This window comes from Flavobacterium sp. MEB061 (assembly GCF_000834715.1).
Lineage (GTDB): Bacteria > Bacteroidota > Bacteroidia > Flavobacteriales > Flavobacteriaceae > Flavobacterium > Flavobacterium pectinovorum.
In genome coordinates, this window is the sequence record NZ_JXQR01000045.1 from 39,536 (window position 1) to 53,342 (window position 13,807).

The following is a 13,807-nucleotide window of genomic DNA, read 5'->3' on the forward strand; positions in this document are numbered from 1 at the left end:
TTTGTTTTTTGAGCAATATTTGATCTTTTTTTTAGATTGTTAATTGGTACTGTAATAGGTATCACATATAATGATCTAACTATTACGATTAGAATTATTTTCTGCCTGCTTGTTTCTTATCTAAAGAAGAATACGAAGATTTCACATTGTTTTCATCGATACTAACGCCCGAAATTAAAACGCCCCGATCATAATTATCAATAAAGGTAATCTTGCGCAAAATGTCACTCCCTTGCCACGTACCTTGTTTTAGTCCGTTTTTAATAGTTCCTTTTTGTGTTGTATATTTATCTGTTTCTTCATATTCTCCGTTTCCATCAATTACGGTTTGATTCTTATTTTCATCCCAGTAATTAAGAATTAAAGTTTGGGATTTTTTTGTTTTTGAATCCCAGAGATTCTGTTTCTCCCATTTTTTGCTTTGGTTTTCGTACCAATTAATTTCTTTGCCTGATTTATGATCTTCTAAATAATTTACGACAGATTCTTTTGCCCCATTTTTATAATAACAGATAAACTCTCCATCTTTTTTTAAAATATCCCTGTCTAAAGTAGTACCTGTCATTTTCTTTCTTCCGTTTTTGTAGAAGTCGGTAACAACGTATCTTACACTTTTTTGAGAATAATTCGTAATTATTCGTGTGTAACTGTATTTTTCGGGCGTTGTTTCACGATTTAATGAGTCAAGAAAAATTTTCTTAGACATTACATTAATTTGTGAAAACAGATTAGCTGAAATTATCAGAAGCAAAAGGAGTAATATGTTTCTCTTCATTCAGTTCTATTTTTTATTAAAAATAGCCCTTTTAGAATAGTTTAGCAACTTCTTGATTTACAAATTCTAAAAATCGTTCATCAGCCTCTGTAAAAGGATCTATAACATGGCTGTCAATATCAATCTGACCAATATTTACACCGTTTACAAATAAAGGAACAACGATTTCAGACTTTACTGTAAAGCTGCATGCAATATAATTATCCTGAGCAGCAACATCAGGTACTACAAAATTGGCATTACTTTCTGCAACCTGTCCGCAAATTCCTTTTCCAAACGGAATCACAGTATGATCTGTTTCTGCACCAACATAAGGGCCTAAATGAAGGGTTTTGTTTTCGTGATTGGCAAAATAAAAACCAACCCAGTTATAATATTCTACATTTGCATTTAATAATTGACAGATTGCCAAAAGTTTTTCGTCTCTAACAATGTTGTTTTCAGCTACTATAGCGCTTATTTTCGGTTGTAATTCCTGAAATGTCATGGTATAAAAATTTTATACAAAAGTATTTAAAGCCGAAGTTAAAAAATATATAAATTTGAAAAAAAAATCCTTTGAGAAAATATTTATTACAATTCAAGCCATTTCTAATTTTTATTAGCACTTTTTTTGGTGTTTATATATTGCTTACGGTAGTTTATAAATTCTATTTGAATAGTTTTGAAATCAATGATGTTGACGGAATAACAAATGTTGTTGGTCATAATGTTAACCAGTTAATGGATTTGTTTAATTGTGATATTAAAATTTTCAAAAGTATCACGAATCCTTATATAGAGGTTTGGTACAACAAAAGATATACATTGAGAATCATAGAAGGCTGTAATGCCATAAGTGTTATTATATTATTTATATCTTTTGTAGTTGCATTTTCAGGAAAATTTAAAACCACTTTGTTTTTTATTCTTTTTGGAATCCTTATCATATATCTGTTAAATGTAATTCGAATTGCATTACTAACGGTGTTATTATTTCATTTCCCCGAAAAAGAACATATTCTGCATGGAGTTCTTTTTCCATTAGTTATTTACGGAGTAGTTTTTATTTTGTGGATCATTTGGGTGAATAAATTTTCAAAGTATGCTAAATAACATATTCGAACATAAGTGGAAAATTATAATAGCAATTGTAATTGTAACCTGTTTCGGAATTATCAGAGCTTTTGAAAATCAGCTTTTTTATGATCCTTTTTTAGTTTATTTTGAATCTGATTTTAAAAGTTTGCCTTTTCCCGAAGTTGACCTTTTGAGGCTTTTTGGAGGACTTTTATTTCGGTATTTTTTGAATACAGTATTGTCTTTAGTGTTAATTTATTCTTTGTTTGAAGATGTTGAGATAATTAAATTCAGTTCCGTTTTATACGTCTTCTTTTTATTGCTGCTTTTTGGTATGTTTTTCACAATCCTGAAATTTTATCCGGAAGGAAGTTGGATCCTTTTCTATGTAAGACGATTTATTATTCAGCCAATATTTGTGCTGTTATTCATTCCGGCTTTTTATTATCAGCAGCAAAATCTCAAAAAATAACATTTTTTTTGTGCTTTTTCGAAGCTTTTTAAATAGTTTTGCAATATGAATTTAAAAAAGTGCACAGGACTATTTTTAGCTTTCCTATTGTTGGTTTCCAACATTGGGTTTGCTTTTGATGTGCATTATTGCGGAGGAAAAATTGCTTCTGTTTCATTAAACACCACAGCTTCTGTTTCCTCTGAAAAAAAATGTTGTGGAGCATCCGAAAAAAAATCTTCTTGTTGTAAAGACAAAGTAGTTCATTTTGAAAAAAAATCAGATGATGCCACTATCAAAATATTCTTTTTTCAGATTGCTTTTCCTGCAATAATTCAGGAGTTTAAACCAATTGCTTTTTTATCAATTCCTATTTTCAAAAGCAATCAAATCATTTCGTATTATTCTGATGCGAATGCGCCTCCTTTATATCAATTATATCAACAATATATTTTTTACGCCTGATTTTAATGTTTAGAATCAAGCCTGACTTTGGCTTGTGATTCCCTGTTTTTATTTCTTGTGAGAATTCAAAAACAGCATTTTCTAAATAATTAAAATCATTTTTTTATGCAAAAAAATATCATGCTTTTTGTGATGACTTTGCTTTCTGTTTCTGTGTTTTCGCAAGAAGATTTGGAGGAAGTGAAAATTACAAAAAAGCAAAAAGGAATTAAAAAATCCTATACGCTTACGGCAAATACTACCACAATAACCAGTAAAGAATTACTGAAAGCGGCATGTTGTAATCTGGCCGAAAGTTTCGAAACAAATCCGTCGATTGATGTCAATTTTTCTGATGCCTTAACGGGAACCAAACAAATTAAAATGTTGGGTTTAACAAGTCCGTATTTAATGATTACCGAAGAAAATATCCCTTCGGTTCGTGGTGCTTCTCAGGTTTACGGATTATCATTTACGCCCGGAACCTGGATAGAAAGTGTTCAGATTACAAAAGGGGCAGGAAGTGTTATTAATGGTTACGAAAGTATTTCGGGACAAATAAACACAGAGCTTTTAAAACCTTTAAGCGATATTCCGTTTTTTCTGAATGCCTACGGTTCTACAGATTCTAGGTTTGAGCTAAATACGCATTTCAATAAAAAATTATCAGATAAATGGGCAACAAGTTTGTTTGTACACGGAAATACGCGAGTAGCGAAGAATGATATGAACGATGACGGATTTTTAGATAATCCGTTAGGGAAACAAATCAATGTTTTGAACAGATATCAGTATTATGATCCTGAAAGTGGATTGGTGAGTTTTATCAATTTCAGATATATGAATGATAAAAAACAAACCGGAGAAGTCGATTTTGATAAAGACAGAGATCGCGGTACAACTAATTACTGGGGATCAGAAATTAATACCGAACGTTTTGAGGTTTCTACCAAAATAGGTTATGTCTTTAAAGATATGCCTTACCAGAGTATCGGTTTTCAAAATGCTTTTAACAGTCATAATCAAGATTCGTATTTTGGTTTAAATCAATATGATATTAAGCAAAATAGTTATTATTCGAATTTAATTTTCAATTCGATTATCAATAATACCAAACATAAATTCACAACAGGTTTAAATTTTACTTACGATCAATATCAGGAATTTGTGAATGTAAACGATTATAGCCGAATTGATAATTCAGTTGGGGCATTTTTTGAATATACATATGACAACACCGATAATTTTAGTTTAATTTTAGGAGGAAGAGTTGATAATCATAACCGTCTTGGTTTTTTCGTAACGCCACGTTTACACATGCGATACAATCCTTGGAAAAATGGAGTAATTCGTTTTTCTGCCGGAAGAGGAAAACGTTCTGCCAATATTTTTGCCGAAAATCAACAGCTTTTTGCGAGTTCAAGAACTTTTTCAATTTTAGATAATAACGGAAAAACGTATGGACTAAATCCTGAAATTGCATGGAATTATGGTATTAGTTTCTCTCAAAAATTTAAACTTTTTAATAAAAATGCCGATGCGGGTTTTGATTTTTACAGAACCGATTTTCAAAATCAGGCCATTGTCGATTTAATGCAAAGTCCGCAGGAAGTTTTGTTTTATAATTTAAAAGGAAATTCATTTGCAAATAGTCTGCAGGTTGAGTTTAATTATGAGTTAGCACATAATCTGAATTTGCGTACCGCTTATAAATATTATGACATTCAGACCGATTATTTGCGAGGAACTTTTCAGCGTCCGTTGCAGGCCAAACATCGTTTTTTAGGAAATTTGGAATACGAAACCAATCTTAACGATGATAAACAATGGAAATTTGATTATACTTTTAACTGGTCAGGAAAACAACAATTGCCATACACGGCTACAAACCCTGCTGCAGATCAATTCCCTGATTTTTCTCCTTATTATGCTGTGATGAATATTCAGGTGACAAGAGTTTTTTCTCCTGTTTTTGAAATTTATATTGGTGGAGAAAATATTGGAAACTATAAACAAGAAAAAGCTATTTTAGGAGCAGATAATCCTTTTGGTCCAAATTTTGACGCTTCGATTGCATATGCGCCTATTTACGGACAAATGTATTATGCAGGATTACGATTTAAAATAAAATAATTCAATAGCAATGTCAATGTCAATATTGATATCAATTTCAATTTTAAAAATCAATTCAATAACAACAAATAATAACAACAAATAATAACAAATAATAATATGAAAAATTTAATTTTAATTGCGATGATCACTTTTTTGGGATTTTCGGCACAAGCCCAAACTAAAAAAAATAAGAATTTTAAATATACAACAGAGGTAAACGGAAATTGTGAGCAATGCAAAAAGCGAATCGAAAAAGCGGCTTATAGTGTTCCTGGCGTAAAAACAGCCAACTGGGATATTAATACACATCAATTAAGTGTAATATTAAATGAAGAAAAATCTTCGCCTGCTGATTTAAATAAAGCCATTGCCAAAGTCGGTCATGATACAAAAGAAGTAAAAGCAACTCAGGAAGATTACGATAATTTGCACTCTTGTTGTAAGTACGAAAGAGGTTAATAATTTAAAGCCCAGGTTTGATAGCCTGGGCTTCTTTGAATAGTTAATTTATCTTTAAAATACCGTATTTTATTGTGGTTAAAGTAAATTATTGTTACTTTCACCAACTATAAATGTAACCAAACCATTTTATGAATAATTTTGATTGGACCCAATTAATTAACCCTGAATTTTATATTACTTTAAGCATCGGAGGTTTCCAAATTGGTTTGTATATTGTTTTGTTTATAGTTTTTGCCGAAACAGGACTTTTTGCTGGTTTTTTTCTTCCCGGAGATAGTTTGTTGTTTTTAGCAGGTATTTACAGTCGTGATTTAATTCAAAATGTAGTTTATATTCCAAGTGATTTTATAAATGTTTTTATACTTTCAATTTTAGTTGCTATAATGGGAGTCCTTGGAAATATGACCGGTTATTGGTTTGGTGCTAAAAGCGGATATTATTTATTTAAAAAAGAAGATTCTTTCTGGTTCAAAAAGAAATATTTGTTACAGTCAAAAGATTTCTTTGAAAAGTATGGAGGAAAAGCTATTATCTACGCTAGGTTTTTACCTATTTTTAGAACTTTCGCTCCAATTATTGCAGGTATAGTTTCGATGGACAAAAAGAAATTTATGTTTTATAATGTTCTGAGTTCAGTTTTATGGTCCTTCTTATTGATTTTTTCCGGACATTACTTATATGGAGTGTTTTTAAAACAAGGAATTAATTTAAAAGAGCATATTGAATACATCATCATTATAATTGTAATAATCTCTACATTCCCGGTTCTTCTTAAATTATTAAAGAAAAGACCAATTGAAAAAATATAATCGAAATCATATATAGTGAAAAGTCCGAAGTTTTAACTTCGGACTTTTTTTATGAAGCAAAATGAATTAATTTGAAAGTCTGCGTAGTGGTAAAATCAGAATAAAAATTAATGTTCTCCACAATGTTTAGTTTTTACCCATTCTATAGCGATAGATAGTTTTTAAATTGAAAGCATAAAATATAGGCATAAAAAAATCCAAGTCATAAACTTGGATTTTTTTATATCAATTGGAATTTGGAATTTATCCCGAGGCTTCGGGATTGAAATTTAATGTATGTTTACCATTCATTAACCTTGTTAGCATCCATTTTTAAGAAGATAAACAATAAAATAGTGAATCCCCAAAGTCCGGAACCTCCATACGAAAAGAATGGCAATGGAACCCCGATAGTAGGGAAGATACCCACAACCATTGCTATATTTACAAAAAAGTGAATAAACAGAATTCCTGCAACGCAATAGCCATAAACCCGGCTAAACTTCGTCTTCTGTCTTTCGGCTAAATAAATCACTCTTAAAAGCAATCCGGCAAAAAGAAGAATAACAACAAGTGATCCGGCAAAACCCCACTCTTCTCCAACGGTTGTAAAAATATAATCGGTATGTTGCTCCGGTACAAAACCTCCTTTGGTTTGAGTTCCTTCTAAAAAGCCTTTTCCTATCCAGCCGCCAGATCCAATCGCAATTTCAGATTGATTGGTATTGTATCCGATACCTTTCATGTCAACTGTTTTTCCTAGTAAAATATTAAAACGGTCTCTATGATGCTGTTTAAAAACGTTGTCAAAAACATAATCGACAGATAAAACAAAACCTGAAATCAAAGCCAAAAGTATCGTGCTTAAAAGTAGATTTCGATCTACTGCCCGGCCTTTAAAATGTATAATTATTAATACTCCTAAAGAAATTAGTATAACAACATAAGGTTCTAAAACCAGCGTTAATACAAATAATAATATAGTTATAAAGCCTGTCCAGACGTACCATGAAGGTAATCCTTCTCTAAACAAAACGACAATAAAAATACTATAGATTAAAGCACTTCCGGGATCGGGTTGTGGTAAAATTAAAAGCACGGGCAAAAACACAATGGCCAATGCCTGAATTTGTCTGTTTGTTTCCTTTAAGTTAATTTGACTGTCACTTAAATATTTGGCCAAAGCCAATGATGTTGCAGCTTTTGCAAACTCAGATGGCTGAATTGTAAAACTTCCAATAGCATACCAGCATCTTTGTCCGGCTATTGTTTTTCCAAAAAGAAACAATCCCGCTAAGGATAACAAGGAAACACCAAATATAATACTGGCGTATTTTTCGTAAAACTTACCGTCTACAAACAGAACAACAAGTATTAACGGAATAGTACAGGCAATAAATATTAATTGTTTTTCATAAGTGCCATCTGTAGACAATAGGGAAGATGAATATATATTCAGCCAACCCAGAGTTACTAAGGCAATGTAGATAAAGACACTTATCCAATCAATATTATTTTTTACACTTTGATTTCTCATTTGAAATAATCCTTATTAGTTCTCTTTAGTAGTGTCTACGGCTGTTTTTTTAATTTCTGTTTTTGGAGCTGTAGTTGTTGTAGGCACTTTCACTTTCGGTACAACAATTTTAGCCTTCAAAACAGAATCTTTAGGAGTCGATTCGATAGCACTTGCTTCGTTCATTCCTCCCAATTTTGCATATTCGCTTGCTAAGCTTTTGTTTAATACACGAACCTCTAAATCTGTTCGGGTAATTTTTTTTCTTAGATATTTTTCTATCATCAAACTGGCAATTGGTCCCGCAACTGTAGCACCAAAACCTCCATTTTCAATCATAATTGCAATAGCGATTTTCGGATTGTCTTTTGGAGCAAAAGCTACGAAGATAGAGTGGTCTTTTAGCTTCTCTCTTTTACCGTTTATTTTGGCATAGTTTTCAGCTGTACCTGTTTTTCCACAAATATCAATTCCTTCAACTCTCAATGCGTAAGCAGTTCCTTTATTATAAACATCAAACAGACCACTTATTACAGGCGGGAAATATTTTTTATCAATAGTGGTTTCATGCTTGGTTGTAAATTTAGCATCGATTTTTTTTCCTTCAATTTTTTTAATAATATGAGGCGTATAGTAATAACCTTCATTTGCTACTGTTGCCATCATATTCGCAAGCTGAATAGGCGTCATTAAAACCTCTCCCTGACCAATAGCATTAGATACAATTGTTGTGCTTCTCCAGCCTCCGTTAGGATATATTTTTTTATATGTTTTAGAAGTTGGAATATTACCTTTTTTACCCGTAGGTAAATCATATCCCATAAATTGTCCTAAACCAAAACTTCTAACGTGGTTACTCCAAACATCTACCGCTTGTCCTGGATTAGAAAATTTGTTAATCGTAAGCATATAAGCTTGTGCGAAATAGGTATTACAAGAATTGTAAATTCCGTTATGTAATTGATGCGGCCCAAAACCGTGACATTTCATAAAACGACCTCTACCATAACTAAATCCGTGGTGACACATAAAAGTGGTCTGCTCGTTGATAACACCTTCTTGTAAAGCAACCAAGCCAGTCAAAATTTTAAATGGAGAACCTGGAGGATATTCCGCCAAAAGTCCTCTGTCATACAAAGGTTTTGCAATCGAATCGTGATATAAAAGCGTGTAATTTTTAGATCTTTGTCGTCCAACCAAAATACCCGGATCATACGATGGAGCAGTTACCAAAGCAAGAATTTCTCCTGATTTTGGTTCAATGGCTACAATTCCACCTCTTTTATTAATCATCAATTCTTCGCCATATTTTTGAAGTTCAGCATCAATTGTTAAGTTGATGTCTTCTCCGGCAACGGCAATGGTATCGTATTTACCATCTTTGTAAGAACCAATTTCTCGGTTGTATTTGTCTTTCTGAATATATTTTACCCCTTTTATTCCGCGTAAAATTTCTTCGTAACTTTGCTCAACTCCTTGCATTCCTATTAAATCCCCGCTGTTGTAATATGGATTTTTGGCAATTAAATTTTCATTTACCTGAGTGATAAAACCAAAGATATTTGCACCATAATCTACCTCGTAATCACGAAGCGATCTTTTCTGAAAATAGAAACCGTCATATTTTCTGATTTTTTCCTGAAAAGCGGCAAACTCTGATTTATTTAATTGTGATAGAAAAACAGACGGTAATCTTGGACTATAAACTTTTGCTTTTGCAATTCTTTTATAGTATTCTTCACTTGTAATACCAAGCAAATTACAGAACTCAGAAACATTAAGGTCTTTTTTAATTTCGCGTGGAATAACCATAATGTCATAAGAAGCCTGATTGGCTACCAATAATTTTCCATTTCGGTCATATATATATCCTCTTTCAGGATAATCATACGCCTTTTTTATTGCATTATTTTCTGATTTTAATTTGAATGAATCATCAATAATTTGCAAATAAAATATCCTGATCACTAGCAAAGATGCTGCAATAATAATTAAAGAGGGCAGCAGGACTTTTCTCATCTTCTATTGGGCTTAATAAGATAAATTATTATGATTGAAATAATTATGGTGAATATCGAACTAAATAAAGTTCTTAATAGTATGTCCCAGATAAATTTAAACTGAAAAGCTTCGAGTATAAATAGTATAATGTGATGTAATAAAACCGATACTAGAATAAACGAAAACCTTTCGGGTGTTAAAGACTCATTTAGTTTGATTGTTTGGTATTCGTAACTTAGACCAAATGAGAATTTAAAAATATAAGGCCTGTAATACGCCAGAATTACACAAGCTGTTGCGTGAATTCCGCCAGAATTACAAAACATATCCATGGTAAGACCAAGTAAGAAACTCGAAATTATTAAACCTGATTTGTTACTGTTTACCGGATAAAGAATGATATAAAGAATATACGGAAAAGGACTTATGTATCCTAAGAAATTCATATTATTAAAAATAACAACCTGAATTGCCAGTAATATAATAAACCGAAAAATATTGACTAACAATGCGCTATTCATCTTTCTCCTTTTTTTCTAAATTAATAAGTTCTTCGCGGTCTTTACTTTTAATAATATAAACATGTCCAAGATTGGTCATATCGTTAAATAGTTTTACGTTTATGACGTAAAAACTTGTCTTGTCTTTAATGTAAATTTTATCAACGGTACCAATGTTAATTCCTTCAGGGAAAATTACAGATTGGCCTCCTGTAACAATTGTATCGCCTTTTCTGATTGATGCTAATCTAGGTACATCTTCTAACTGAACATATCCGGTGCTTTTACCGTTCCAGGTTAAAGAACCAAAGTGATTTGACTTTTTGATTTTAGCATTAATCTGAGATTTCATATTCAAAATACTAACCACAGTAGAATAGTTTTTTGATGTATTATCAACCACACCAATAATTCCTAAACTGTTGATTACTCCCATATCCTGTTTCACTCCGTCTTTTGCTCCGGAATTTAAGGTAATATAGTTTTCGTGAGTGCTGTAAGAGTTATGAATTACTTTTGAAACAATGATATCAGCAGGTTTTACTCCTTTTATACTGTCAGCCAAAGGTATTTTTGTGGTGTCTTTTTTATTAAATAAAAGGCTTTTTAATCTTGCGTTTTCAAGTACCAGTTCGTCATTTTCGGTTCTTAAATTCAAATATTCATTTACATGATTAATTTTTTCATAAACACCTCCGCTTAAAAAATTAGCCGAACTGATTACTCTGCTTCTGTGATAGGAATGAGATTGAATTGTGAGAGCCAACGAAATACCTAAAAGCAGCAAAAACAGCAATCGATTACTGTTTCGTATAATGAAATTAAAAATTTGCTGCATTTCTTGTTCGGTTATTTTGTTTCAGGATATGCTTTAGGGCTTCAAATTTTACAAGAGCCGAATGATTCAATTCGACTCTCATAAAGATATTTTAATTTGTTATGTGAATCTTATTTTATTAAGATGCTTTTAAATTTTGCAATGTTTTTAAGTGCCATTCCAGTTCCACGAACTACTGCTCTTAATGGATCTTCAGCAATGTAAACAGGTAAATCTGTTTTTTGCGAAATACGTTTATCCAAACCTCTTAACATTGATCCACCACCAGCTAAATAAATACCTGTATTGTAGATATCAGCAGCTAATTCAGGAGGTGTTTGAGATAAAGTTTCCATTACAGCATCTTCAATACGTTGAATTGATTTGTCTAATGCTTTAGCGATTTCACGGTAAGAAACATCTACTTGTTTTGGCTTACCGGTAAGTAAATCTCTACCTTGAACTGACATGTCCTCAGGAGGTCCATCTAAATCTTCGATAGCGGCTCCAATTTGAATTTTTATTTTCTCTGCAGTACTTTCTCCCACAAAAAGATTGTGTTGAGTACGCATGTAATAAACGATATCATTTGTAAAAACGTCACCTGCAATTTTTACAGATTTGTCACATACAATTCCCCCTAAAGCGATAACGGCAATTTCGGTAGTACCACCACCAATATCAACAATCATGTTTCCTTTTGGCTGCATAATATCGATACCAATACCAATTGCTGCTGCCATTGGCTCGTGAATTAAGTAAACTTCTTTTCCGTTTACTCTTTCACAAGATTCTTTTACTGCTCGCATCTCAACTTCAGTAATACCAGATGGAATACATACTACCATTCTTAATGCTGGAGTAAACATTCTTTTCTTTAGTGCTGGTATGCTTTTAATGAACATATTGATCATTTTTTCTGAAGCATCAAAATCGGCAATTACACCATCCTTCAAAGGCCTTATGGTCTTGATGTTTTCATGTGTTTTACCCTGCATCATGTTAGCTTCCTTACCAACAGCAATGATTTTGCCTGATATTCTATCACGTGCAACGATCGACGGACTATCAATAACGACTTTATCATTATGTATGATTAAAGTGTTTGCGGTACCAAGGTCTATCGCAATATCCTCGGTCATGAAATCAAAAAATCCCATAAGTTTTTTAGGGGTTTAAAATGTTATAAATAATTTATCGAACAAAGTTAAACAAATTAATGTTTAAAATGACGTGTTCCTGTAAATACCATTGCAAGATTATTTTCGTTGCAATAATTTATACTTAATTCGTCTTTTATTGAACCTCCCGGCTGAATTACTGCGGTTATTCCTGCTTTTTTGGCTAATTCAACACAATCCGGAAAAGGGAAAAATGCATCACTTGCCATAGAAGCGCCGGTTAAATCAAAGCCAAAAGCTTTTGCTTTATCAACAGCCTGTACTAAAGCATCAACTCTTGATGTCTGACCTGTTCCTGACGAAATTAATGTTCCGTTTTTAGCAAAGACAATCGTATTTGATTTTGTGTTTTTGCAAATTTTTGAAGCAAATATCAAATCTTCTATTTCCTGAGCCGTAGGCTCTGTCGTAGTAACGGTTTTTAAATGCTCTTTATTATCTGTAATATTATTTCTGTCCTGAATTAACAAACCATTAAGACATGTTCTTACTTGTCTTGAAGGTAATTCAACATCATTTTGAACTAATATGATTCTGTTTTTCTTTTCTTGTAAAACTTCAATTGCATCATCATCATAACTTGGGGCAATTACAACTTCGCAAAATAATTTGTTGATTTCTTGTGCGGTAGCCAAATCAATTTTAGTATTTGCAATTAAAACTCCGCCAAAAGCAGATGTTGGATCGCAAGCCAAAGCTGCCAAATAAGCTTCGCTGATTGTTTTTCTTGAAGCTAAACCACAAGCATTGTTATGTTTTAATATTGCAAATGTTGGTCCGTCAGTTTTAAACTCGTTAATTAAGTTTACAGCCGCATCAACGTCTAATAAATTATTGTAAGATAACTCTTTTCCGTGGACTTTTTTAAACATTGCATCAAAATCTCCAAAAAAGAAACCTTTTTGATGTGGATTTTCGCCATATCTCAAAATCTGACCGCCTGCAATACTTTCTTTATAGATCGTTTCGTCAGTATTAAAATAGTTAAAAATAGCACCATCATAATGAGATGAAACATGAAATGCTTTTGTAGCAAACAATCTTCTGTTTTCAAGAGTTGTTGCTCCATTTTGCTCTGTAATCAAATCCAAAAGCAAACTGTATTCATTTACCGAAGCCACAATTACCGTGTCTTTGAAGTTTTTTGCACCGGCACGAATCAATGAAATTCCGCCAATATCAATTTTTTCGATAATATCTTGTTCACTTGCACCAGAAGCAACAGTTTTCTCAAACGGATACAAATCAACAATCACCAAATCAATTTGAGGAATATCAAATTCTTTCATTTGCTGAACATCACTTTCATTATCCTGACGATTTAAAATTCCGCCAAAAATTTTCGGGTGTAATGTTTTTACTCTTCCACCAAGAATTTCAGGAAAAGAAGTAATGTCTTCAACAGGAACTACCGGAATTCCAAGGTTTTTAATAAAATCTTCTGTTCCGCCAGTTGAGTAAAGTGTTACATTTTGTTCGTGTAATTTTCTAACGATTGGCTCTAGTCCATCTTTTGAAAAAACAGATATTAATGCCGATTGTATTGTTTTAGTTGTGCTCATTGTGTAGTTATGATTTTCAGACTGCAAAAGTAGTTTTTTTAAATATTATTTTAAAGGATTTAATGTAACATTATACTAAAAAAATGTACTCATGAGTAAGTTGATTTTTATTAGGTTTTTGATTTTAATTTATTGA

At 32.1% G+C, this 13,807-nt stretch carries 14 protein-coding genes; 6 read left to right on the forward strand and 8 right to left on the reverse strand.

The genetic code is table 11. From position 1 onward, the window contains the following. Positions 1-94 precede the first annotated feature (94 nt). Complete coding sequence (locus RT99_RS17840) at positions 95-706, reverse strand: hypothetical protein (protein ID WP_242607224.1); 612 nt, start codon at positions 704-706, stop codon at positions 95-97. A gap of 100 nt (positions 707-806) precedes the next feature. Beyond that, positions 807-1,262, reverse strand: a complete 456-nt coding sequence (locus tag RT99_RS17845; RefSeq protein ID WP_042566101.1) for a GAF domain-containing protein — start codon at positions 1,260-1,262, stop codon at positions 807-809. 71 nt (positions 1,263-1,333) lie between these two features. On the opposite strand from RT99_RS17845, the gene xrtF reads away from it, so the two are divergent. The 6 genes from xrtF to RT99_RS17875 all read left to right on the forward strand — a co-directional run bounded on the left by xrtF (position 1,334) and on the right by RT99_RS17875 (position 6,115). Beyond that, on the forward strand, positions 1,334-1,870 hold the full coding sequence (gene xrtF / locus RT99_RS17850) for an exosortase family protein XrtF (protein WP_042566102.1): 537 nt from the start codon (positions 1,334-1,336) through the stop codon (positions 1,868-1,870). Next, positions 1,860-2,306 (forward strand): exosortase F system-associated protein, encoded by a 447-nt coding sequence (locus RT99_RS17855; RefSeq protein WP_042566103.1) that lies wholly within the window; start codon positions 1,860-1,862, stop codon positions 2,304-2,306. Before xrtF ends, RT99_RS17855 begins: the two co-directional genes overlap by 11 nt. Positions 2,307-2,351: 45 nt before the next feature. After that, a complete protein-coding gene (locus tag RT99_RS17860; protein ID WP_042566104.1) occupies positions 2,352-2,750 on the forward strand; it encodes a hypothetical protein in 399 nt (132 codons plus the stop codon). Between the two features lie 105 nt (positions 2,751-2,855). Beyond that, the gene (locus RT99_RS17865) at positions 2,856-4,862 is read left to right on the forward strand and encodes a TonB-dependent siderophore receptor (protein WP_042566105.1); all 2,007 of its coding nucleotides are present in this window, start codon (positions 2,856-2,858) and stop codon (positions 4,860-4,862) included. Between the two features lie 99 nt (positions 4,863-4,961). Next, positions 4,962-5,303: a heavy-metal-associated domain-containing protein gene (locus RT99_RS17870; protein WP_042566106.1), complete on the forward strand. Its 342-nt coding sequence runs from the start codon at positions 4,962-4,964 to the stop codon at positions 5,301-5,303. Between the two features lie 131 nt (positions 5,304-5,434). Continuing rightward, on the forward strand, positions 5,435-6,115 hold the full coding sequence (locus RT99_RS17875; RefSeq protein WP_042566107.1) for a DedA family protein: 681 nt from the start codon (positions 5,435-5,437) through the stop codon (positions 6,113-6,115). 280 nt (positions 6,116-6,395) lie between these two features. Here RT99_RS17875 and rodA read toward each other — a convergent pair whose 3' ends face one another. The 6 genes from rodA to purH form a co-directional block, all read right to left on the reverse strand. Continuing rightward, a complete protein-coding gene (gene rodA / locus RT99_RS17880; RefSeq protein WP_042566108.1) occupies positions 6,396-7,631 on the reverse strand; it encodes a rod shape-determining protein RodA in 1,236 nt (411 codons plus the stop codon). 15 nt (positions 7,632-7,646) lie between these two features. Continuing rightward, positions 7,647-9,629, reverse strand: coding sequence for a penicillin-binding protein 2 (mrdA, locus tag RT99_RS17885; RefSeq protein WP_042566109.1), 1,983 nt, complete (start codon positions 9,627-9,629; stop codon positions 7,647-7,649). Beyond that, a complete protein-coding gene (locus tag RT99_RS17890; RefSeq protein WP_042566110.1) occupies positions 9,626-10,132 on the reverse strand; it encodes a hypothetical protein in 507 nt (168 codons plus the stop codon). Before RT99_RS17890 ends, mrdA begins: the two co-directional genes overlap by 4 nt. Further along, complete coding sequence (gene mreC / locus RT99_RS17895) at positions 10,125-10,949, reverse strand: rod shape-determining protein MreC (RefSeq protein ID WP_042566111.1); 825 nt, start codon at positions 10,947-10,949, stop codon at positions 10,125-10,127. Before mreC ends, RT99_RS17890 begins: the two co-directional genes overlap by 8 nt. A 110-nt stretch (positions 10,950-11,059) precedes the next feature. Continuing rightward, on the reverse strand, positions 11,060-12,088 hold the full coding sequence (locus RT99_RS17900) for a rod shape-determining protein (RefSeq protein ID WP_007804822.1): 1,029 nt from the start codon (positions 12,086-12,088) through the stop codon (positions 11,060-11,062). 56 nt (positions 12,089-12,144) lie between these two features. Further along, entirely contained in the window at positions 12,145-13,671 is a 1,527-nt protein-coding gene (purH, locus tag RT99_RS17905) for a bifunctional phosphoribosylaminoimidazolecarboxamide formyltransferase/IMP cyclohydrolase (protein ID WP_042566112.1), read from the reverse strand. Positions 13,672-13,807 lie beyond the last annotated feature (136 nt).